Source organism: Bacteroides pyogenes DSM 20611 = JCM 6294, assembly GCF_000428105.1.
Taxonomy (GTDB): Bacteria; Bacteroidota; Bacteroidia; order Bacteroidales; family Bacteroidaceae; genus Bacteroides; species Bacteroides pyogenes.
In genome coordinates this window covers 68,267-91,889 of the sequence record NZ_ATZH01000003.1, presented here as the reverse complement: position 1 = coordinate 91,889, position 23,623 = coordinate 68,267, and the positions used below count along the sequence as shown (strand labels likewise).

The window sequence follows — 23,623 nt, the reverse complement described above, 5'->3', positions numbered from 1 at the left end:
CTAGGGATATTGTTCAGTTAAAAGAGCATCTATGGCAGTGCTAATAGCTGATAATCCGGAAGGACGAGGGGCATTTTTATCCCGAACTCTCCCATTCTTATCTATGAGGATATAGGTAGGGAATCCACCGGAAAGTAACTTGGCAGCAACTTCAGCAGAGAAGTCTTCATCAAAGAAGTAATTTTCTCCTGTCAATTGTTCTTTTTGCAGGATGCTAACCCAAGCATCAGCTTTGGATGACAGACAAAGATTCACAAATACAACTTCTTCTTTTGCAAACAGTCTGTGGAGTTCTCTCGCAGAAGCCATCTCTGCCCGACATGGACCACACCAAGTTGCCCACACATCTACATATACAACTTTCCCCTTATATTGTTCTTTCAATAAATATTCTAAATCAAAATCTGAAACTTGTTCGATAGAGTCCTCAGCAGTCATATATAAAACATCTTTGGAACATGACAAGCCTGTTAGATTTATAGACACCACCTTTGAGCTCTTTGCGAATAACTTGTCATATACATTGGCACATAGAAATAGTTCCTCTTTCAATTCAAACCGTGTAGAAAGAGACTTGTCATAAAGCCGGTAAAGCATTATATCGCGAGCCAAAGATTTGGGCATCGTTAATATCTTTCCCAAAGCATATTGCTCCGCAGATTTCACATCATTTCTTTTAATACAATCTTTGAACTTCACATCCTTTGCGATCCACTTGTTGTAATAGGTATCAAGATGATACACAAACATCATATTCCGAAAATTATCAGCATCATAAATATCAAAAATGTCTTGAGTAAAGAATCCCAGTTCGTCTTCATTGGATTGTCCTGAATAGCCTATAGCATAATTGGATAGAGTGAATAACGCCATATCTTTCATTAGCTCTTGTACCCAGGGAGAAATTTCATGAACAGCAGAATAACTCTTAATAGTATCATTTAAAAGGTTGATTTCTTTCTGGAATAGAGCCATAAAGCTATCTAAAGGTGCATTCAAATTCTCTGCAAGCGGCTTATAATTAATCACACCCACCAAATCATCAAATAATCTATTAAACTCAGCACTACGAGTTCCATTTTTTCCCACAAAGCGAACAGACTTAACCCCCTCATACCTGAACTTCTCAGCATCTATCTCAAGAAAAAGGGAATCCTCCGGTTCCACAAATGCATTAATGAACTTTCCATGATAACTTATGGTGAAACTATGCGCCCAAAACATCTCAAACTCTACATGAAAAAGGCCTGTAGAGTCGAGACGTACAGCAAATCTATCATTCTCATCAAGAGGATTACAAGAAATCACAGTAAGCACTTTAGGGCTCTCGTGACTTTGATTTATCACTCTACCGTGAACTACAGCTTTTCTCTTTCCATACTCGGAGTTATTCGTGCCGGCCCAACATTCCACCGCGCCCAAAATAAAGACGACAAAAAATACTGCTCTTGAAATAAAACAAGCCATATTTTAGAGTTTTAGAAGAAACATGGTGGCAATTTATTAAAAAAGTCTTAAAACAACAAACAAGAAAACGAAAATATGATTTGCGTGAGATTCAAATGGCTTTTTTATTTTATAATATCCCATTGCCAAATGTGGCATCCACCAAAATGCTTGTTTCAAAAACGGACTGTTTATAGACTGCCATTAGTATGAGTTGCTGAAAGATGACTTTGAATGTCAAATTAAATAAAACTAAAATAGATTCAGAACATAAAACTAAAATCTTTCTTCCGTGAAGTATTTAACCGTCCAATCTCCAGCGCAAGCGTTTTTTTTAACTGCCCTGCCATAAAATCTAAGAATGGCTGGTTGGTTTCTTCATCCTGACATTGGCGCAAGGAAAGTATATATTCTTCTCTATCCTCTTTGAATATCTTAGTCGGGAAAAGATGATAGCAAAATTGAATATAGTTCATCAACAATCGAGCAGTTCTGCCATTGCCATCCACCCACGGATGTATGGTTACTAAATTAAGGTGGGCATTAAAACTCAATTCATACTGTTCCCGAAATGTTCCCACGGTCTTTTGCTTCTCTTGCAAGATAGCACAAAACTCTTCTATCTTAATAGGCACTTTCTGATAATTCATGTAAGAGTGTCCGCCGACACCAGCCGTAACACCACACAGACGAAATTCACCTTTGGAGGAATCGAAAGTCCCACCCATTACGCTGTGTAAACTGCCTGTGGTACGCATCAGCATGGCATTTAATCTTTGCAGAAAAGCAGGAGTTACCGGTACAGGCTGGAGAGCTTCTTTTTGGGCTAGTTCATACGCTTGCTTCAAATCTTCATTCATCAAGTGATACACCAACGGTTTTCCTTTTGCCGTCAGCCCCTCATCAAAGAGCAGTTGGGTATCCAATTCGGTAAGCGTAGAGCCTTCAATGGCTGTGGAATGGGTAATAAGAGAATACAGGTAGTACTTATGATAGTCCACCGCTTCATTGATACCAAGTTGCCGAAACTTTTGGTATAACTGTTCTATCTCTTGCCAAACACCTTGTTCCATTGCTTTTTATTTTATAAGCTTTATTTCTTTTCAAAGGTAGTATATTTACTATGTTCAGCCAAAGAAAATAATGACTTACTACTATATTTTTTTGCACGTGTGGGGAAAATGGGGGAAATTTCAGATAAAAGTAAAAGCTAAGTATTGAGCAATCAACTACTTAGCTTTTACTTGGTACCCAGACCCGGGGTCGAACCGGGATGGAAGTGAATCCACTGGTGTTTGAGACCAGCGCGTCTACCGATTCCGCCATCTGGGCATGCATTATTGATCTCTCAATTGCGGTGCAAAGATACAACTTTATTTTTAATCCACAATAGTTGGACAAAAAAAAGGAAAAAAAAACGATAAAACACCTCTATACAGCTTCAATTTTCAGAGAATAAACAGTACATTAGCGGAAACTTTAAAAAAGTTATTATCATGACAAACAAAAACAATTATTGCGTAATCATGGGTGGCGGTATCGGAAGCCACTTCTGGCCGCTCAGCCGCAAAAATTTGCCTAAACAATTTATGGATGTTTTTGGAACCGGACGTTCACTTCTGCAACAAACATTTGATCGCTTTCAAAAAATAATCCCTACTGAAAATATTCTGATCGCTACGAATGCCATATATGCCGACTTGGTAAAAAAACAATTTCCGGAACTGAATGAAAAACAAATCTTGTTGGAACCGGCAAGACGAAATACTGCGCCGTGTATAGCATGGGCCGCTCATCGCATCCAAGCATTAAATCCTAACGCCAACATTGTTGTAGCCCCTTGCGACCATCTCATCCTCAAAGAAGAAGAATTTTATAAAGCGATAGAGAAAGGGCTGGAGTTTGTTTCCAAATCGGAGAAACTTCTGACCTTGGGCATCAGGCCAAACCGCCCCGAAACAGAATATGGCTACATACAAATTGATGAGCCTGTTGGAGACGGATTCTACAAAGTAAAGACGTTTACCGAAAAACCGGAACTCGATTTAGCGAAAGTTTTCGTAGAGAGCGGGGAGTTTTACTGGAACTCCGGAATATTCATGTGGAATGTAAACACAATCTTGAAAACCGGAGAAGCTTTACTACCGGAGTTGTCTGCAAAGTTAGCCTCCGGAAAAGGAGTATATGGCACCGATGCAGAACAAGCATTTATCGAAGAACACTTTCCCGCATGCCCGAATGTTTCTATAGATTTCGGCATCATGGAAAAAGCCGATAACGTATTCGTATCATTAGGAGATTTCGGTTGGTCGGATTTAGGAACTTGGAACTCACTTTATGAATTGTCCGAACAAGATTTGGATGGTAACACCACATTGCAGTGTGATTCATTGCTATATAACAGCAAAAACAACATGATAGTGCTTCCCAAAGGCAAGTTAGCCATTATTGAGGGTTTGGAAGGATATTTAATCGCAGAGTCGGATAACATTCTGTTAATCTGTCCCAAAGACGAAGAATCGGCTATTCGTAAATATATGAATGACGCACAAATGAAGCTGGGCGATTCTTTCTGACAACACCCATATGTCGTTTTTCTTTGGTAAAATAAGAAACAAAACATACTTCAAGTAAGTCTGTTTGAATAAATCTACAGAAGCTGTCGGAGAGGATAGTAAGAAGCAAACATATTACAAAAACATTTATTCGAAATCGGACGAGAAGGCTTTCTCAACCGCTACCCGATGTGATGGGGCGGGAGCGGAAAATTTAGCTTCAAATGGAGAACCATGCAGAAGGTTGTTGTATGGTACGTTTACAGAACAGCAGCACATTTCATTCAAAGTCCGCCGTGTTTGAATTCGAAGCCCGCCGCCTTTTTTTCAAAGCCCGCCGTGTTTGAATTCGAAGCCCGCCGCCTTTTTTTTAAAGCCCGCCGTGTTTGAACTCAAAGCCCGCCGCCTTTTTTTTAAAGCCCGCCGTGTTTAAATTCAAAGTCTGCGGTATTCTTTCTAATTCATGAAAAAACAGAAGAAAAGAGAGTGCCGAACCAGAAATATCGTAAGACATGCCTTTGAAACTGAAACTCATACAAAGGGGGGGGGGGGGGGGGAAAGGATACCAAACCAATTTTCTTACATCACGCTTTTCAAGAATCGGTCCATATAAACAAAGGGTTGCTGCATCCCGCAGTAACCCTTCTATTTTAGTTAGTTAAAATTTTGAGAGAATTGAAACTTCACAGCTTCTTTGTTGTTTTAATTAAGCACACTAACTATATATGTTTAAAGCAAATGAAAATTCTATTCCTTAATAATCAGCCCCTTATTTATTTTCGCCAAACTGTCAACCAGTACCGACTCCGTTTTCGAATCGTTCGAAATAGCAACCGAGGGAGTAGTTACCTGCCTGCCGATCGTATCCACAGCAAGAATTCCCCGGTCTTCGCCGGTAAAAGAATGCTGGGCTATATTTCCTAACGAGAGGAATAAGACAACCACTGCCGCAGCCTTAAACAACGGCATGAAGCGAGCGGTGAGAGTCAAACGTCTGGCCTTTACAACAGGGGGTTCCACCTCAGCCAGGATACGCGTATCAAAATCTTTGCTCAACCCTACATTCCGTTGAATTTGCTGATAAACAAACAAACTTTTATAACGAAGCAGATGAGCCGGAACGTCTCCTTGTGTGAAGAATTGACGCAATAATGATTCCTCTTCGATAGAGGTCTCGCATTGCCAATATTTCTCCAAGAGTTGTTCTATATTCTTATAATCCATATTCATCAATTTCTAAATAGCGTTGTTTAACCTTTTGTCTGGCTCTGAAGAGGTTTACTTTCACTTGATCCTCGGTCAGATTCAGAAGAGCTGCTATTTTTTTATAACTTTCGCCCTCAATATCTCTTAACTGCATGATTAAACGCTGCTTTTCAGGAAGTTCATCCACCAACCGATCGATAAGCCTCATTTTTTCGTCATGCACAAATTGATCGTGAGGGCTGCCTGTATCAGATTCCTCTTCGATATCACGGGCGAGTTCAAGATGTCGGGAGTCTTTCTTCTGGCTGCGATCTATCGCCAAATTCTTTGCTACAACCAAACAATAGGCTTCGATCGATTCTATTTGAGGCCATTCCTCTCTCTTGTTCCACACGCGTATCAATGTATCCTGAACGACATCTTCCGCCTCTGCACTATCCAGCGTAATCCTGAGCGCCAACCGGAAAAGTTTGTCCTTTAGCGGCAAAATATCGTTACGGAAACTGATTTCTTGCATCTCTATAATAATGACGGGCTCAAATGGGAAAAGTTACAGCTACCCGTATTTTTTTTCAAATTATTTTTCGATTCTTGTCCCTATACCACTCTTTATTTCTGAAGATGAAGTGATTATAACTTCACAAACACCGGCTTCGAGTGCTTCAAAAGAGTTTATTAATTTGGGCATCATCCCGCCTTGGATAATTCCATCAGCGACATATTTCTGGAAACCGGCACGATCGATCCGGGGAATCACACTGTTTTCATCATTTTCATCGTACAGCACTCCTTTTTTCTCGAAACAATACACCAACGTGGTGTCAAACCGCTTCGCCAAAGCTTTCGCCGTTTCTCCGGCAATGGTATCGGCGTTGGTATTAAGGAGGTTGCCCGTTTTATCGTGGGTGAGCGGAGCCATTACGGGTACTACACCCTTGCGGATAAGTCCGGTAAGCAAATCCGCATCCACTTCTTCCACATCTCCAACGAAGCCATAGTCTATCTCTTCCACCGGGCGTTTTACAGAACGAATAACATTCATATCCGCCCCGGTCAGACCAAGAGCATTCACGTCCCGGGCTTGCAAACCAGCCACAATGCTTTTGTTTACCAGTCCGGCATACACCATGGCCACCACTCTCAGCATCCCGGCATCGGTAATCCGTCTGCCATCCACCATCCGGCTCTCAATACCAAGAGCAGCAGCGATTTTTGTGGCCGAGCGTCCTCCACCGTGAACCAACAACTTATACCCTTCGATGGATGAGAAATCATCCAGGAGTTGAAAAAGGGTAGCTTCCTCTTCCACGATTTTGCCACCCACTTTAACGATTGTCAGTTTTTCTCTCATATAATGTACGGGCTGTCTGACGGTAAGCACCAATGTAGGCTCTCCGTTTTTATTCCAAATAAGTATATCCGTAAAGCCCCGAACGATAGTTGGAAAGGAATTCCTTTCCTTCTTCGAGCGAGATTTTACCTTCTTTCACCGATTTCGTCACCCATGTTTCCAACGTACGTACCAGTTTCTTAGGACTATACTGTACATAATCCAACACTTCTGCCACCGTTTCCCCATCGATAATCTGCTCAATGGCATAGCCTTTTTCACTCACAGATACGTGCACCGCATTCGTGTCGCCGAACAAATTGTGCATATCTCCTAAAATCTCCTGATAAGCACCTACCAGAAAAACAGCAAGATAGTATGGCTCAGACTTTCTCAGGCTGTGCACGGGCAGGTCGTGAGCTACATTGCGGGTAGAAATAAAGTTGGCAATCTTTCCGTCGGAGTCGCAGGTGATATCTTGAAGCGTAGCGGAACGATCGGGTTTCTCGTCCAATCGCTGAATGGGCATGATAGGGAAAATCTGATCGATCGCCCATGAGTCGGGTAACGATTGAAAGAGCGAGAAATTGCAGAAATACTTATCCGCCAACAGCTTAGACAAACCGCGAAACTCATCGGGAGCATGTTTCAACCCATCGGCTATCTGGTTGATCTCTCGTGTAATAGACCAATATAGCCGCTCGATCTGGGCACGTGTTTTCAAGTCAACAATACCATGACTGAACAAGTCGAGTCCCTCTTCACGTATTTGCTGAGCATCATGCCATGCTTCGAGCATTTTATTCTGGTTGAGCGAATCCCATATTTTATACAACTCCTGCACCAGTTCATGCGCATCGGAGGCAACCTCCTCATCGTCGTCCCATTCAGGTAAAGTGGCTGTTTCAAGCACTTCGAAAACAAGCACGGAATGATGGGCGGTCAGCGCACGGCCACTCTCGGTAATGATGTTGGGATGTGGAATACCGTTCTTATCGCTGGCATCCACCAAAGTTGAAATAGAGTCGTTGACATACTCCTGAATGGAATAATTGACGCTTCCTCCGGTGCTCGACGAACGGGTACCGTCGTAATCCACTCCCAGTCCGCCACCGATATCGACAAATTCGACTTTAAACCCCATCGCATGAAGCTGCACGTAGAATTGAGACGCTTCACGCAAGGCCGTTTTTATCCGGCGTATTTTCGTAACCTGACTTCCGATGTGGAAATGGATCAGTTTCAGGCAATCTTCCAACCCCTTGCTTTGCATGAAGTCCAGAGCCTCGAGCAGTTCGCTGGAAGTCAATCCGAACTTACTGGCGTCTCCACCCGACTCTTCCCATTTGCCGCTTCCCGAAGAAGCAAGCTTGATGCGGATGCCTATATTCGGTCGCACATTCAGCTGCTTTGCCATTTTAGCAATAAGCTTCAGTTCGTTCAGTTTTTCCACTACCAGAAAGATGCGCTTCCCCATCTTCTGGGCAAGCAAAGCCAGTTCGATATAGCTTTCGTCTTTATATCCGTTGCAAATTATCAGCGAATCGGAATCCGTATTCACAGCAATCACCGCATGAAGCTCCGGCTTAGATCCCGCTTCGAGACCCAGATTGAACTTCTTGCCATGACTGATGATCTCTTCGACCACCGGGCGCATCTGATTCACTTTGATAGGATAGATAATAAAGTTTTGGGCTTTGTAACCGTATTCCTCAGCTGCTTGTTTAAAGCAAGAAGACATCTTCTCGATACGATTGTCCAAAATATCCGGAAAACGTATCAACATAGGCGCTGATACATCGCGCAACTGCAACTCATCAACCAGCACTTTCAAATCGACAGACGCCCCGTCTTTTCGCGGTGTAACAACAACATGTCCCTTGTCATTAATACCAAAGTACGAGGTTCCCCAACCCGTAATGTTGTAAAGTTCCTCAGAATCTTCAATACGCCATTTTCTCATTTTTCAGTTATTCAGTATTTTAATAGATATTTTGAACGGCAAAAATACGGATTAATCTACAAAAATCCATTGATAAAGAGAGAAATTATCATTTTTATATTTGCAGCAAAAGCAGCAATTGCTCTACCGCTTTCTTTATTTGCCGGCGGTTATCCAGTTCGTCCGCATCGAACACATGCTTCGCGCGGGTATAGAAAGGCTTTCTTTCCTCAAGAGCACGAACGATAAAATCCTTTAATTCTTCGTCAGTTTTTTCACGCAAAATAGGCCGTTGCTGCTTGGCGACACGCAGGCGTCCGAACAACACATCGGGATGTACTTTCAGAAATACCGTTTTCCCCACCTTGTTCATAAAATCCATATTGTCAAAGAAGCAAGGAGTTCCTCCACCGGTAGAAATAATCACATCTTCAAACTCGGCCACTTCATGAAGCATCTTTTTTTCAAGTTCGCGAAAAGCTTTTTCGCCCCGACCGGCGAAAAGCTCTCCGACCGTTTTGTGAAAACGCTCTTCGATATACCAGTCCAAATCGACAAACGGAACAGAGAGTCGGCGGGCAAGCGCTTTACCCAATGTCGTTTTGCCGGCTCCCATATAGCCGATTAGAAAAACACGAATCATAAATCACTTATTTTGCAGACAAATGTAGTGAATTTACAAGATATTCGTACCTTCGCAAGAAGAAAACAAAGAAAGCCTGTAAAAATTAAACACAAATTCATGCCCAAAAAGAAATTCTACGTCGTATGGGAAGGAGTAACGCCCGGAATTTACACCTCTTGGACGGAATGCCAGCTTCAAACCAAAGGATACGAGAAAGCCAAATACAAATCGTTCGACACGCTCGAAGAAGCCGAGCGCGCTTTGTCCTCGTCTCCCTACGCCTACATCGGCAAAGGAGCGAAGAAAAAGCCGGAAAGCATGCGAATGAGTCCCGGGTCAATCCCCGCAGATGTTATCGGGAATAGCCTGGCGGTGGACGCGGCTTGCAGCGGCAACCCCGGTCCAATGGAGTATCGGGGGGTACACGTGGCAAGCGGACAGCAAATCTTTCACTTCGGCCCGATGAAAGGCACGAATAATATCGGCGAATTTCTGGCTTTGGTGCACGGCTTGGCATTGCTCAAACAAAAAAAATGGGATATGCCGATTTACAGTGACAGCGTCAATGCTATCAGTTGGGTACGCCAGAAGAAATGCAAGACGAAACTGCCCAGAACCGAAGAGACCGAAGAGCTGTTCCGCCTCATCGAACGGGCGGAGAAATGGCTTCGGGAGAACACCTACACCACACCCATTCTTAAATGGGAAACCAGCAAGTGGGGCGAAATACCCGCCGACTTCGGAAGAAAATAATTCTGCCTCAGCCACCAATCATATAGAAGCAAACAGCACAGCTGACAAGTGATCAAAGTAAAGCGCCCTGCCGGGGTGCCTTCGGACAATCATGTCTACTAAACAAACAACTCTTTCTGTTATACAAACTATTCGTCTGTCGTTCGTGTTTTATTCGTCTGCCGTTCGAGAGACGAATAAAACACGAACGACAGACGAATAGTGCACATACGGCAGACGAATTAAATAGTAAACAAATTGCCTTGCTTTCTGCAATGAAAGAATCAAAGCGTCGAAGCCAAAAAGATTGATGCCTGTCAACGAAAAAAAATGCGCCTGCCCGAGACGCGTAGGTTTCAGGCAAGCCCATATATCTTTTAGTCAAAGAGACGGCTACAGTTGTTGCATGTCGTGCAACCGCTTATAATACCCATTCAGAGCTATCAGTTCCTCATGTTTGCCCCGTTCTACAATCTCTCCTTCATAAAGTACGCAAATCTCATCGGCATTCTTGATAGTAGACAGGCGGTGAGCAATGGCAATAGTGGTGCGCGTCTTCATCAAACGTTCCAAAGCCTCCTGTACCAAACGTTCCGACTCCGTATCCAAAGCAGAAGTAGCTTCGTCCAAAATCAAAATGGGGGGATTCTTCAGAATGGCACGGGCTATGCTGATGCGCTGGCGCTGACCTCCGGAAAGCTTGCTGCCACGGTCGCCGATATTCGTATCATACCCTTCGGGCTTCTCCATGATAAATTCATGTGCATTGGCTATCTTGGCGGCTTCTATCACTTGTTCCATTGTAGCATTCTCTACACCGAAAGCTATGTTGTTAAAAAAAGTATCGTTGAACAGAATTGCTTCCTGATTTACATTACCCAACAAACTTCGCAAATCGGAGATGCGCACATCTTTGATATCGGTTCCGTCTATCGTGATTTGTCCCGACTGCACATCATGATAGCGGGGCAGAAGGTCGACAAGCGTTGACTTCCCGGAACCCGACTGACCAACCAAAGCGATTGTCTTTCCTTTCGGAACAGTAAGATCTACATGCTTCAATACATCCTTCTTACCATCGTAGCTGAAAGAAATATCTTTAAACTCTACCTTGTCCGTCAACCCGTTCAGCGGTTTCGGTTTGGTTATTTCCCTGATATTATTCTCCGCTTTCAGTATCTTATCCACACGCTCCATCGAAGCCAACCCTTTCGGAATGTTATACCCCGCTTTGGCAAATTCTTTCAGCGGATTGATGATGCTATACAATATCACCATGTAGAAGATAAATGTAGGGGCATCGATCGACGAACTCTCTCCCAGAATGAGCGCGCCTCCGAACCACAGCACCGCCACGATAAGAATCGTACCCAGGAATTCGCTCATCGGATGCGCCAGCGCCTGACGCATGGCTACCCGGTTGATAGCGTCGCGCAATTCGTTGCTGCATTTGGAGAAACGCCTGATCATGCGGTCTTCTGCAATAAAAGCCTTGATGATACGCAAACCGCCCAACGTTTCTTCCAATTGCGACATCGTATCACTCCATTTACCCTGCGCTTCGAGCGACTGACGTTTCAGCTTCCGTCCCACTTTACCCATCACCCAGCCCATGGCAGGCAATACGAGTATGGTGAACAGCGTCAGTTGCCAACTCGTAATAATCAGTGTAGTAAAATAAAGAACAACCAGAATAGGATTCTTCAAAAGCATATCGAGCGAACTGGTAATGGAATTTTCCACTTCGCCCACATCGCCACTCATGCGGGCGATGATATCGCCTTTTCTCTCTTCGGAAAAAAATCCCAAAGGCAAATGCAGAACTTTCGAATAGACCATAATACGGATATCGCGCACCACTCCCGTGCGCAAAGGAATCATCACCGCCGTAGAGCCGAAGTAACAAGCTGTCTTCATCAGAGTCATAAAAGCAAGAAACAAGCCTAGAAAAAGCAAAGTCATGGTAGGACCATTTGCTTCAATCATCCGCGAGACGTAATAATAAAAGTTGTTCACCCCTACTTCTTTGAGACTTCCGCTCCCCCACTCCATGAATTCATACACTTTTTGGTTATCGCCCGTTTTGAAAAGAATATTCAGTATGGGAATCAGCAGAGTAAATGAAAATACATTGAAAACAGCGGAGAGAATGTTGAGCAGCACCGCCCACCCGATGTATTTCTTATAAGGCGCCACAAAACGGCGCATGAGTTGTATAAATTCCTTCATTACTTTAAGTTGGGTGTTTTAAAATTGCAAAGATATAATAAAGTTGCCGAACGACTCATAGCTTTCTTTATTTATTAACGCGATTTATCGAAAAGCAGCTTTCTTGTCACCCGCTCCCGAAGTCCGGCATCTTCAGTCTTTATTTCCCAACGATTTCGAAAGCAGAGCAACCATCGGGGGAAGATGCAACATGGATGAAAGACAGCTCCAACCCCATATACGGAAGACAAAGGCAGTAAATCTTCTCTTTCTCTTGGGGTTTAGCCCTCTTTTCCGTATTTTTGCTTTCTAAAACATGCCCTGACCGCAATGAAAGCACGAATACGACTATTGTTATGGTTCCAATGCTGCATACTCTCTCTTTATGCAGACCGACTGCCCTACTATCATCTCAAACAACTCTCTATCAGAGAGGGACTTCCCTCTTCCGTAACATCGCTGTACGACGACCAAAACGGAGCATTATGGATAGGAACGACACAAGGCGTATACCGTTTTAACGGGACAAGAATAAAGAAGTATCCCCTGCCCACCCCGTTGCGGCAAGGCACCCACTACATAAGCAAGATTCAAGGAGACAATCAAAACCGGACATGGGTATTCACCACAAAAGGAGTCAGCTACCATGAAAAGGGGCAAGACTCGCTCCGGACGCTTCTTTACCGAAGACGGGCAGTGAAGGCTTCCACATTGCTTGCCGATGGCGACGAAGTAATAATCCCTACCACAGACACCTTATTGACATACAGTAAGGATCTGTCGCTTACGAAGACATTGCCACTCAAATCGTCCGGCACATATATCTTCGAGCTGCTTCGGTACGACACACGGCATTATCTGGCGCTGACCTCCCGGTGGGAGCTCAAAATAATCGATAAATATACAGGGGAGTTAACCTCCGCACCTTTTTCGGAGTCGACAAACGTATACTGCCTGTATCAAGACAACGAAAAGAGTTACTGGATATCCTACTACGGCAAAGGGGTGAAACGCTATGAGCAAGCTGGGAAGTTGCTTGCCGAATATCATACAGGAAACTCGGATCTGAGCAATGATATTGTGCTGGATATCAAAGAGTGGGACAAAAGCATCTGGCTGGCAACAGACGGGGGCGGAGTAAATGTGATTTATCCCGAAACAGGAGAAGTGGAAGTACTTTCCACCCAAACGAACCGGGATTTCCCCGCCAACTCAGTGGCCTGCCTGCTCCGAAGCGACAATCACATGTGGATAGGCATGGTGCGTGAAGGCGTATTGGGTGTGGAGAAAGGTTTCATTACCACTTATACCACTTCAGTCCCGAACCAACCATCGGGACTATCTGAGAAATGTCCGCTCTACTTATGGGAAGATACAGACGGAACGATATGGATCGGAACGGACGGAGGAGGGATTAACCGGTTCGACCCCGACACGGAGCTATTCACCCACTATCCCCGGACTTTCGGTGAAAAAATCGTATCGATCTGCCCACTGACGGAAAGTACGTTGTTGGTATCCAGCTTCAGCAAAGGACTTTACCTGTTCAACAAAAAGACGGGAGATTATCACCGGTTCGTTTTTCCCGACCGGAGCATCGAAGAGAAACTGGTGGGAAGCGGTTCTCCCATCAACCTGAGAGTGAACTCGAAAAAAGAGATTGAGTTGTATGGAAGTTCCGTATACCGCTACCTCCCCTCCGAACACCGCATGGAGCCGATTATTGTAAATCTGAAACCTCTCAACACATCGTGGGTATACATAGGTGACCACCGCTCGAATCCCTTATTTCATGACCGAAGCAAAGTATTCCGGCATAACGTGAGCACGAAACAGTTTGAAATGGTATTCTACGAAAAAGACAATCAGATAATGGCAGCAGACCTCGATTCTTCCGGTATTCTCTGGATAGCCGGACCGAACGGGGTAAGTCGTATTCATCCGGACAACGGACAAAAAGAAGACATCAAACTGCCTGATGGAAACGATGTCATTACCTCGCTTATAGCAGATCGTGACGGAGTGATATGGATGGGATCGCTGGGAGTGGTATATGCTTACGACTCGAAAAAGAATCATTTCATTATTTACAGCGAAATGGATGGAGTGCTTCCCAACGATTTCCTGTCGAAACCGGTATTGGAAACTGCCGACGGCAATATCTACATGGGAGGCTCGGAAGGTTTGCTGCGTATCAACAAACCGCTCCGTCCATCAACCGGTTTACAACTTGCCGCCCCGGTGCTCCAGGAGGTATTTCTCGACGGAGCGGCAGTAGCTGTAGCACCATCCCTTGAGCTACGGGTTCCCCACCATTTCTCCTCGTTGTATATTCATGTGCAGTTGAAAGGTGCGGATGTATTCCGCAAACGCATCTTCCGTTTCCGCATCAAAGGTCTCAACGACGAATATATAGAAACAGCGCAACCCTTCCTAAGCCTTCACACCCTTTCTCCCGGCGATTACCGGATTACGACACAGTGTACACAGAACGATGGCAGTTGGAGCGAAGAATCCGTTTTGCTCGATTTCGAGGTGATGCCCCCTTGGTGGAAACAAATCTGGTTTATCGCCCTTTGTATCGGAGCCGGCATTTTGCTGTTAGTCACTCTCATCCATACTCACAACCGGAGAATGAAACACAAGTTGCAGGAAGAAGAGCGAAAAATATACAAAGAGAAAGTACGCGCGCTTATCAATATCAACCACGAACTTCGCACACCACTGACACTCATATACAGTCCCCTGAAGCAACTGCTCAACAGCCGCCGGATTCCCCGGGAGCAACAGATCAAGGTGCAGAGCGCGTTCAAACAGGCGCGCCAGATGAAGAACATCATCGACATGATTCTGAACATGCGCAAGATGGAAGTGGAGGAAAACATACTGCGCATGTCGTCGACGGCTTTGAATGACTGGATCAGAGCTATTCTGGACGATTTCCGGGAAGAGTTCTCCATGCGCGAAATCACGTTGGGATTTGAACCCGACGAGAATATAGAAGAGATGTATTTCGACCGCAACCAATGCGAAATCATCATCAATAATCTGCTGACGAATGCATATAAATTCAGCGAAGAACATTCTACGGTGACGGTCTCCACGCATCTTGAAGAGGAAGGGAAGTACATCCGCATAGCCGTGAAGGACGAGGGTGAAGGACTGCGGGAAGAAGAAATCGGACATCTCTTCACCCGCTTCTATCAAGGGCAGCACAACATACAAGGGTCAGGTATCGGATTATCGTATGCCAAGCAGCTGGTGGAAATGCACGGAGGAAGCATCGGGGCGAAGAACAACGAAGGAAAAGGAGCTTGCTTCTTCTTTACCCTACCTTACCGTCGGGAGAGCACTCACATCAAGTCAGTTCCTCAGGCTTATCTCAACGCTGTAGCGCCTCCCGAAGAAGAGCAACAAGTAAGAATACACAACGGTTCCGACAATCAAGAGAAGTTTCACTCCATCCTTATTGTGGAAGACGACCGAGATTTGTGCAATTACCTCATCTGTCACCTTCAATCTATCTTCAAAGAAGTATACGAGGCCCATGACGGTATAGAAGCGTTGCCTATCATCGCTTCAAGAACTCCCCAACTGGTGTTGAGCGATGTACGAATGCCCCGGATGAACGGATTCGAGTTATGCCGGTACATCAAGCAAAAACCGGAAATGAACTATATTCCCGTAATTCTTCTCACTTCGTGCGTTGACGACGCCGGGATGGAAGAGGCATTCAAACTAGGCGCGGAGGCTTATGTAACCAAGCCTTTCGATATGGATCTACTCCTCATACAGATACAGAACATCCTGAAAAATCAAAAAATCGTCAAAAAGCATTATGCGACCATAGATATACCGGAAGAGGAAAGAGAAGAGCTTATTCCTGCCGACGAGCATTTCATTATACAACTCAATCGTATTATCAATGAAAACATCGGAAACGGAGAGATGGATGTCAACTTCATAGCCCGACAAATGGGAATGAGCAGGGCATCATTATATAACAAGACCAAAAGAATGATGAAAACGGGTGTCAACGAACACATCATCAAGTGCCGCATGGAGCATGCTTGCCGGCTATTGGAAACCACCCATCTCAGCATCAATGATGTTGCCGAACAATGTGGATTCCGGCACTCGCGCAACTTCAGTACGCTGTTCAAAAACACTTTTGGGGAAAGTCCCTCCGATTACAGGAAAAAGAAAAGATAACCTTTTCACCACCTCTCATAAAACGAAGATATATAACAAAAATATAGTTCCGCTGGGGCGTTCTGATATCAGAAAAAGTCGGGAAATGAGGCGTGTCTTAAAGTTAGAAAGTGTTCAGCTTCCCCCGAAAAACTTGTCAAAATCTCCAAAGTTCTTTTTACTTAGAAAAACATCTTTTCCTAAGTAAAAATCGCATTTACCTAAACTTTATTTTTTAGGTAAACGCGATTTTTTTTTAAACAAGAACTCTTTCACAAGAGTTTCACAGAAGTCAAAAGTTTATGTTGTCAGACGGTACATTTTGTCCGGATCATCATCTTTTTTATCATCCGGCAAAGTTCGGCTTATCGTGTTTTGTTTTTAAAATCAATTCTTATAAACTTCTCGGATAGGATCGTCATACTGCTCCTGAAGGCGAAGAAGCTCGGCTTTCAGCTGGTTGACAACATCTTCCGTTCCGGGTTTACCATATATATTGTTCATTTCCATCGGGTCTTCCTGCAAATCGTACAATTCCCAACAGTCTATGTCTTTATAGAAACGAATCAGTTTGTAGCGGTCGGTACGCACTCCGTAATGACGACGCACGGCATGTTCTGCCGGATACTCATAAAAATGATAGTACAGTGACTTCCGCCAGTCTGGCAGCTTCTCTCCTTTCAGCAACGGAAGGAAAGAAACTCCGTGCATATCGGAGGGTACTTTCACTCCTGCCAAATCGAGAATCGTAGGCCCGTAGTCGATGTTCTGTACCATTTCGTCCACATCGCCTTTCTTACCGCCCGGCAAACGAACCAGAAGCGGAGTGCGGAAAGACTCTTCGTACATGAAACGTTTGTCGAACCATCCGTGCTCACCCATATAGAACCCTTGGTCCGACGTATACACAATCATGGTGTTCTCCAGCAAACCGTTTTCTTCGAGGTGTTTCAGCAGGCGGCCTACGTTGCGATCGATGGAGTGAATCACCCGCAAATAGTCGCGCATATACTGCTGATACTTCCACTCGGCAAGCGCCTTGCCCGATAGCTTATCTTTTTTGAACTTCGCTATAATCGGGTCGTAATGTGCATCCCATGCTGCTTTCTGCTCGGGATTCATCGCGTTATACAAGCGACGTCCGGCTTTCTCGAGTCCCGTAGCGGTATGAATCTCGTTCTCTTTATCCGCCATTTTCAGGTCGTAAACCAAATCCATATCCTTGATAATGCTCATCTCCTGCTTCGATGCCGGGATGCGCCCTTCGTAGGTATCGTAGAAGTTATCCGGTAGCGGATAAACGGAGTCTTTATACAGCTCCAAATCACACAAATCGGGCATCCATGTGCGATGGGGAGCCTTGTGGTGCACAAAGAGACAGAACGGTTTCTCTTTGTCGCGAATGCTGTCGAGCCAGTTCACCGCCAAGTCCGTCACAATATTGGTGGCATAGCCTTCGCGCTGCACTTTCTCTCCATTCTTCACAAAGTACGGATTATAATATTCACCTTGACCGATCAAGATATCCCAATAATCAAATCCTGTAGGCTCGGAACTCAAATGCCACTTACCGATCATCGCTGTCTGATAACCATTCTCTCTCAACAGCTTCGGGAACGTCTGCTGGCTACCGTCGAACCTTTTCGTATTATCGGTAAATCCGTTTGCATGGCTGTGCTTTCCCGTCAGCATACAAGCACGGCTCGGTCCGCTCAACGAGTTTGCCACAAAACTGTTGGTAAAACGTACTCCCTCGTTGGCGATACGGTCTATGTTGGGAGTTTCGATATAGCGTCGGTCGTAGGCGCTGATGGTTTGAAACGAATGGTCGTCGCACATAATGTAGACCACGTTCATCGGCTTCTTGTTGTTTTGTTCAGCCTTCTTTCCTCCCCCGCAGGCGGGCAACGATGTAAGCATCGTTGCCCCTGTAAGGGAGTACAATAGTGTAGATGAAAAATTACTCATGTCTCTTTATTTAATTTTCAAGTTAGTTTACCACCCCGGGTTCTGTTTCCACTGATTCTGTGTTCTTTCCAACAGTTCGATGCGAATGGGCAACAGGTAATCACGCTTCACATTGAACTTCCACCCCTGTTCATATCCTGCGGGATTGCTGGGAAGTATATATCGCAAGGCGTCTCCCTGTTTGCCTGTCAGGTAAAGGTTGTTGCCCGACGGTTTATCGTACACCAGCTTGCCGCCATATTTCGGATGATTCTCCAGGTTGCTGCCGATAAAGAGCGCGCCTTTAGGCCATTGGCCTACAATAAGTTCATCGGCGGCAGCCCAGCGGAGAATATCTTCAAGGCGGCGTCCTTCACACGCTTGTTCCACACGGCGTTCGCGGCGTACTGCCTGAACGTATTTATTCAATTTACGGAACGGATAGTCGGCTTCCTGATTGTATTCTCTATCGAAGTCCACTCCCGGCATACCCACGCGGTCGCGCAAGGGTTTCAAGGCATCTGCTATCTTTTGCGCATTCGCTGCTCCGTCCAGTTCGGCCAAAGCCTCGGCATAGTTGAGCAACACGTCGGCATAACGGAATTGAATGGCAGGCGTAGCGCCCTTGAATTCTGCGTCGAGACTGCCGGTATAATCTATCTGCACGTGCTTCAACAGAGAGTAGCCTGTCATGTTCTGATTGTAAGAAGAGGAACCGATAAGCGGCGGCACTACGTAAAAAGGAGCCGCATCGTCGGGGCGCAACTGCTGACCCGGCGTACAGACCGTCTGCGCCAAACGCGGATCGCGTACCGTAGGCAGCAGTTCATTGCCGAATACCTTTTTAGCCTCAACACGCTGTTCGCCGACAAACGGTTTTCCGTCAATCGTCAGATAGTCGTCCACAAGCGAAGCGGTCACTCCTATGCTTCCACCGCCTTGATTCAAATAACGGTTCACATTGTTACCCACTTTGTCTCCGTCGTACTTCTTAAACCAGAGTACCTCCGAGTTGTTCGACAAATCGGTAGTCTGGAATAACTGTCGATAGTCGTTTCCGGTATTGCCTGTATTGTATACCTTCCACACACCTCTTTTCATCACTTCCTCGGCAGCGGCGGCAGCTTGCGTAAAGTAGTCTCGAATCTTTTCATCCGTCACCGATTTATCATAAAACTCATCTCCTTCGGCCTTGTGATATTTCTCCCAAGTCGCCTCGAACAAAGCCACCTCGCTCTTCAGCGCACGCGCCACATCTTTATGCACACGCATCGATGCACTGTTATTTCGCTCTCTCAACAATGAAATAGCCTTGTCCAAATCATCCAGAATATGGTCGGCAACCACTGTCCGGCTGTCGCGTGGAAGAAGCATAGCTTCGATATTGGGATCGAGCGGTTTATCAATCCATGTCAACTCACCGTAATCCACAAACATTCTGTAATAATACCACGCCCGGAAATAGTAAGCCTCCCCTACACACTGATTGTAGGCAGCTGTTCCTTTCTCGGAAGTATTGTCCAGATTGAGCAACAGGTAGTTCAGGTTGCGGATTGCTTTATAATTAGAAAGTGCGGTTGCATGACTCAAAGCCATTTCTCCCGCCAGCCGAGTATTCACCGAACTGGAAGCAAGGTTATCGCTGCGTGTATCGGAACCAGCAATGTGATTGCCTCCTCCGGCATCGAACCCCTGAGAACGAAGTCCGCTCTCATAAAATTGATCCAGATAGTTTGTCATTTCTCCCGTGCTACTAAAAGGAGATGCGGTAGAAAGAACCCCTTTCGGCGCCTTATCTAAATCGTAACAAGCCGTAAGACCGCAGATCAGCACAATACCGCACAATATATTTTTCTTTTTCATAATATTCTGCTATTTATAAGTTAACAACCAAACCAAAAGACACGACCTTGTTCATAGGGTAATTCTTACCCCCTTCCGAAGTATAGTCGTTTCCTGTAAAGATCGCCTCCGGATCGAACATTCCCTTCAACGAAGTAAACGTCAGCAAGTTCTCGCCCGAGAAGAAAGCCTGTACTTTCTGCAAACCGATCTTGGCAGTCCATGCCGTGGGCAGATCGTAGCTGACGGTCAGGTTTTTCAGACGACAATAAGCCGCGCTCTGCAGGTAACGGTCAGTCGTAGTCATTATCTTATTGCGGAAAGGACGCACTCCTCCTGCCGAATGGATATATGGTTTCGGATAATAAGCCCCTTTGTTGGATTCGCTCCAATAGTCCATATGCTCTTTAAACACCGTAACCTGCGCGTACGGGCCGCTTCCCCAGAAGTAAACGCCTCCGCCAGGATGCCAGTCGCGTTTCCCTACTCCTTGGAACATGGCGCTTACCGTCAGCCCTTTCCAACTGATAGAGCCGTTGATGGTATACTGATAGCGTGGAGTAGTGTTGCCGATTACGGTCATATCGCCCATATCGCCCAACGTATTCTTACCGTTGTTTATATTTTTATCTCCATTCAGGTCGCGATATTTCACATCGCCCGGAGTCCAAGGCTTTCCGCTGATGAAAGACAAATTATAAGTCTTATTGTATTCATCGGCTTCTTCCTGTGTCTGGATCAATCCGCTGGCACGATAACCCCAGATTTCGCCCACTTTCTTTCCTTTGTACCAGTTTCCCGCAGGATCTGTCACTATATTTTTCTTGTTTCCATCCTTATCGACATAGCTGTCATCACCGGCATATTCTGTAACTTCTGCCGTTGCGTCGGAGAGCGAACCGCCTATACTGTAATGAATGTCTTTACCGATAGTGCCACGATAGTTCAAAGCCAGTTCCCAGCCACGGTTACGCATGCGGGCATTGTTTGTTTTCGGCGCATCGGCACCGAAGAAGTCGGGGAATTTCTGTCCGGGGCCCAACATATCTTTCGTATTACGCTGGAACAGATCGAACGAACCGGTAAGCGCGTTTCCGAAGAATCCGAAGTCGAGACCGATATTCTTGCTTTCCACTTTTTCCCAAGTCGTATTGGGGTTGACTACCAGCGGAGCTTTGGTAAACATGCGCCGCCCCTCAGGGAAGATGTAACTTCCGAGATTAGCGTTCAAATCCATCGTAGCGGCAAATGTATAAAGAGCCGCTCCCGCCTGATTGCCCAACAAACCGTACGAAGCGCGGAGCTTCAAGTTGGAAACTACGTCACTGACGGGTTGCATGAATTTCTCACGACTGATATTCCACCCGGTGGATACGGAAGGGAAGAAGCCCCAACGGTTTCCGGAAGCGAAACGTGAAGAGCCGTCGTAACGACCGTTCAGTTCAAGCAAATAACGTCCATCGTAGTCGTAATTGATACGCCCGAAGAATCCGCGCGTAGCCCATCCGTTACGAACGTCGACTACGGTTTTATCACCGGTTCCCATACCCAGATTCGGATTAGTCGTGGAATAAAGCCCAGTTATGGAATTCTTCATATAGCTGTAATCGTTGTCTTCCTCCTGATATCCTGCCATAAGCGTAAAGTTGTGGCTATCGGCAATGGTGAAAAGATAGTTCGTGTACAAGTTGATGCTTTGGTAGCGGGTACGCCCGTAGCTGCGCGTAAACTTTCCATCGGGAGAAACGCCCAATTCGCCACGCACACCTTTCGACGTGCTCACTCCGTCGGCTCCGTAAATGAGCGGACTTACATTCAACGCCTCGTACTCTACATTCATCAGCTTATATGTATAATCGAAGAATACGAACCAGTTCTTCACCGGTTGAAATTCCAGGCCTGTGGTCAGATTCAGTCGGTCGCGCTGGGTATTGGTATACGTGCCGCTTTGCAGATACGGTATCATACTCAGCTCGGTGAAGTGCCCGTTCGGGTCGATTACCGAAACCGTAGGACGAAAACGAGCCAACGAATGATAGAAGCCTTCGCTGATACCTCCGTCGCCAAACGGAGTATTTTGATCGGAATGCATAAACTTCGTGTTCACTTTGAGCTTCATCCAATCCGTGATCTGCGAATTTACATTCGCCGCAAAGTTATAACGGGTAAAATCCATATCGGCATAACGCAGGATACCGTCTTCGTTATAATATCCACCCGACACATAATATTGAGCTTTTTTCCCGCCACCGCTCAGGCTGACATTATGGTTTTGCTTGAAAGCCCAGTCTTTATAATGAAGATCGAAGTAGTTCACATTACCTACTCCCAATTCAGAGTTCTCGAAAGCCGGATTCATGTTTGAATTGGCAGGAAGTTCCGCCCATGGATTCACGCTGTTCGGATCTGCGATGTATTTCTGTAGCAAATCGAGCTTTTCCTGACTATACAGACGCGGTGACCCGGCGTTGGTACAGCCGTCGTTCCAGTATTTCGCAAAGTCATAAGAGTTCACCATGTCGGGTAAGACCGTAGGTGTAGTCCATCCCACCGTACCTTGGTAGTTGATTCGCGTTTTCCCCTCTTCCCCACGCTTGGTAGTCACCAGAATTACACCATAAGCGGCACGCGCTCCGTAGATGGCGCAAGCTGCTGCATCTTTCAGGACCGAAATATTCTCAATATCACTGGGATTCACATCCGACAGGCTCATCTCTACTCCGTCCACCAATACATACGGAGAAGCATTGTTATCGAGATTGCCCTGCCCGCGCAAAGTCAATGTGCCCGAAGCACCCGGGCGACCTGCTCTGTTGTTGCTCACCAGTAATCCCGGAACCATACCTTGCAAACTCTGGGTGGCATCCGCCACCGGACGACGTTCTAAAACATCGCCTTTCACAGCCGATACCGATCCGGTCAGGTTGACTTTCTTTTGTACGCCATAACCTACCACCACTACTTCGTCGAGTGTCTCGGTATCTTCCGCCAATAGGATTTCGAAATTTCTTTTCCCGTCTATGGGGATAACCTGTGTAGCATACCCAATGTAAGAAACCACCAGATTGTTTTTAGGAGATACGTCAGATAGAGTGAAGTCTCCATCAAGGCCGGTAATGGTGCCGTTTGTGGTGCCTTCTATTAGAACACTGGCTCCAATCACGGGTTCCCGGTTGTTTTTGTCAAGCACTCTACCCGTTATAGATAAAGACTGGGCCATCGCTGCCGGAGAAAGCAAGCATAGCATAGCCGTCACCAAACCCACAAGGAGCATAGAAAGCTGTTTTTTCTTTTTCATAATAAATCGTTTTAAGGGTTACTTTTTTAACAAATCGCTGCGAAGATATCCATTAAAGCCTGTATCCTGACTCTGCATTTGTACATTTTAAGTCTGAAATCATCTACAAATGCGTGTAAAAACCGGGAAATAGCATCTGCATATATGCCCATGTTGCGGGCTATATATGTTCATCGTGGTGAGTATATATGGCTACCATGGTGAGTATATATGGCTAGCGCGGTGAGTATATATAGCTACCACGGTGAGTATATATGGCTACCGCGATGGGTATATATACCCAAGCAGATACGTTTCTACA

Annotated in this window: 14 protein-coding genes and 1 tRNA gene; 3 read left to right on the top strand and 12 right to left on the bottom strand. The window is 45.5% G+C overall.

The features are described 5' to 3' along the window. The 3 genes from C234_RS0100345 to C234_RS0100335 all read right to left on the bottom strand — a co-directional run bounded on the left by C234_RS0100345 (position 1) and on the right by C234_RS0100335 (position 2,778). Positions 1-1,467, bottom strand: a complete 1,467-nt coding sequence (locus C234_RS0100345; RefSeq protein ID WP_027324122.1) for a TlpA family protein disulfide reductase — start codon at positions 1,465-1,467, stop codon at positions 1-3. A 242-nt stretch (positions 1,468-1,709) separates the two neighbouring features. Continuing rightward, positions 1,710-2,519: a Fic family protein gene (locus C234_RS0100340; protein ID WP_027324121.1), complete on the bottom strand. Its 810-nt coding sequence runs from the start codon at positions 2,517-2,519 to the stop codon at positions 1,710-1,712. Between the two features lie 172 nt (positions 2,520-2,691). Continuing rightward, positions 2,692-2,778 (bottom strand) — tRNA-Leu (locus C234_RS0100335). 164 nt (positions 2,779-2,942) lie between these two features. Here C234_RS0100335 and C234_RS0100330 point away from each other — a divergent pair. Beyond that, positions 2,943-4,022 carry a mannose-1-phosphate guanylyltransferase gene (locus C234_RS0100330; protein WP_027324120.1) on the top strand — a complete coding sequence of 360 codons (1,080 nt, stop codon included), beginning with the start codon at positions 2,943-2,945 and terminating at the stop codon, positions 4,020-4,022. 726 nt (positions 4,023-4,748) lie between these two features. Here the strand turns inward: C234_RS0100330 and C234_RS0100320 are convergent. From C234_RS0100320 to C234_RS0100300, 5 genes are all read right to left on the bottom strand, one after another. After that, positions 4,749-5,225: a hypothetical protein gene (locus tag C234_RS0100320; protein WP_027324119.1), complete on the bottom strand. Its 477-nt coding sequence runs from the start codon at positions 5,223-5,225 to the stop codon at positions 4,749-4,751. Next, a complete protein-coding gene (locus tag C234_RS0100315) occupies positions 5,215-5,724 on the bottom strand; it encodes an RNA polymerase sigma factor (protein ID WP_027324118.1) in 510 nt (169 codons plus the stop codon). The genes C234_RS0100320 and C234_RS0100315 overlap by 11 nt, the downstream gene beginning before the upstream one ends. A 60-nt stretch (positions 5,725-5,784) precedes the next feature. Next, a complete protein-coding gene (gene argB / locus C234_RS0100310; protein ID WP_027324117.1) occupies positions 5,785-6,558 on the bottom strand; it encodes an acetylglutamate kinase in 774 nt (257 codons plus the stop codon). 49 nt (positions 6,559-6,607) lie between these two features. Beyond that, positions 6,608-8,500 (bottom strand): biosynthetic arginine decarboxylase, encoded by a 1,893-nt coding sequence (speA, locus tag C234_RS0100305; protein WP_027324116.1) that lies wholly within the window; start codon positions 8,498-8,500, stop codon positions 6,608-6,610. 94 nt (positions 8,501-8,594) lie between these two features. After that, complete coding sequence (locus C234_RS0100300; RefSeq protein WP_027324115.1) at positions 8,595-9,122, bottom strand: shikimate kinase; 528 nt, start codon at positions 9,120-9,122, stop codon at positions 8,595-8,597. 99 nt (positions 9,123-9,221) lie between these two features. On the opposite strand from C234_RS0100300, the gene C234_RS0100295 reads away from it, so the two are divergent. Beyond that, positions 9,222-9,857 (top strand): ribonuclease H1 domain-containing protein, encoded by a 636-nt coding sequence (locus C234_RS0100295; RefSeq protein WP_027324114.1) that lies wholly within the window; start codon positions 9,222-9,224, stop codon positions 9,855-9,857. A 372-nt stretch (positions 9,858-10,229) separates the two neighbouring features. On the opposite strand, the gene C234_RS0100290 is transcribed toward C234_RS0100295, so the two are convergent. Then, complete coding sequence (locus C234_RS0100290) at positions 10,230-12,065, bottom strand: ABC transporter ATP-binding protein (RefSeq protein WP_027324113.1); 1,836 nt, start codon at positions 12,063-12,065, stop codon at positions 10,230-10,232. A gap of 309 nt (positions 12,066-12,374) precedes the next feature. Between C234_RS0100290 and C234_RS0100285 the strand changes: the two genes are divergently transcribed. Beyond that, complete coding sequence (locus C234_RS0100285) at positions 12,375-16,256, top strand: hybrid sensor histidine kinase/response regulator transcription factor (RefSeq protein ID WP_027324112.1); 3,882 nt, start codon at positions 12,375-12,377, stop codon at positions 16,254-16,256. 366 nt (positions 16,257-16,622) lie between these two features. On the opposite strand, the gene C234_RS0100280 is transcribed toward C234_RS0100285, so the two are convergent. The 3 genes from C234_RS0100280 to C234_RS0100270 are packed head-to-tail and all read right to left on the bottom strand — an operon-like array spanning position 16,623 to position 23,325. Then, positions 16,623-18,203, bottom strand: a complete 1,581-nt coding sequence (locus tag C234_RS0100280; RefSeq protein WP_027324111.1) for a sulfatase/phosphatase domain-containing protein — start codon at positions 18,201-18,203, stop codon at positions 16,623-16,625. 27 nt (positions 18,204-18,230) lie between these two features. Next, positions 18,231-20,045 (bottom strand): RagB/SusD family nutrient uptake outer membrane protein, encoded by a 1,815-nt coding sequence (locus tag C234_RS0100275; protein ID WP_027324110.1) that lies wholly within the window; start codon positions 20,043-20,045, stop codon positions 18,231-18,233. 13 nt (positions 20,046-20,058) lie between these two features. After that, complete coding sequence (locus C234_RS0100270; RefSeq protein WP_027324109.1) at positions 20,059-23,325, bottom strand: SusC/RagA family TonB-linked outer membrane protein; 3,267 nt, start codon at positions 23,323-23,325, stop codon at positions 20,059-20,061. Positions 23,326-23,623: the final 298 nt, after the last annotated feature.

What these genes read in the sequence shown, in the direction of transcription:
- C234_RS0100345 (WP_027324122.1), bottom strand. Translation starts at nt 1,467, where the DNA reads ATGGCTTGTTTTATTTCAAGAGCAGTATTTTTTGTCGTCTTTATTTTG.
- C234_RS0100340 (WP_027324121.1), bottom strand. Translation starts at nt 2,519, where the DNA reads ATGGAACAAGGTGTTTGGCAAGAGATAGAACAGTTATACCAAAAGTTT.
- C234_RS0100330 (WP_027324120.1), top strand. Translation starts at nt 2,943, where the DNA reads ATGACAAACAAAAACAATTATTGCGTAATCATGGGTGGCGGTATCGGA.
- C234_RS0100320 (WP_027324119.1), bottom strand. Translation starts at nt 5,225, where the DNA reads ATGGATTATAAGAATATAGAACAACTCTTGGAGAAATATTGGCAATGC.
- C234_RS0100315 (WP_027324118.1), bottom strand. Translation starts at nt 5,724, where the DNA reads ATGCAAGAAATCAGTTTCCGTAACGATATTTTGCCGCTAAAGGACAAA.
- argB (WP_027324117.1), bottom strand. Translation starts at nt 6,558, where the DNA reads ATGAGAGAAAAACTGACAATCGTTAAAGTGGGTGGCAAAATCGTGGAA.
- speA (WP_027324116.1), bottom strand. Translation starts at nt 8,500, where the DNA reads ATGAGAAAATGGCGTATTGAAGATTCTGAGGAACTTTACAACATTACG.
- C234_RS0100300 (WP_027324115.1), bottom strand. Translation starts at nt 9,122, where the DNA reads ATGATTCGTGTTTTTCTAATCGGCTATATGGGAGCCGGCAAAACGACA.
- C234_RS0100295 (WP_027324114.1), top strand. Translation starts at nt 9,222, where the DNA reads ATGCCCAAAAAGAAATTCTACGTCGTATGGGAAGGAGTAACGCCCGGA.
- C234_RS0100290 (WP_027324113.1), bottom strand. Translation starts at nt 12,065, where the DNA reads ATGAAGGAATTTATACAACTCATGCGCCGTTTTGTGGCGCCTTATAAG.
- C234_RS0100285 (WP_027324112.1), top strand. Translation starts at nt 12,375, where the DNA reads ATGAAAGCACGAATACGACTATTGTTATGGTTCCAATGCTGCATACTC.
- C234_RS0100280 (WP_027324111.1), bottom strand. Translation starts at nt 18,203, where the DNA reads ATGAGTAATTTTTCATCTACACTATTGTACTCCCTTACAGGGGCAACG.
- C234_RS0100275 (WP_027324110.1), bottom strand. Translation starts at nt 20,045, where the DNA reads ATGAAAAAGAAAAATATATTGTGCGGTATTGTGCTGATCTGCGGTCTT.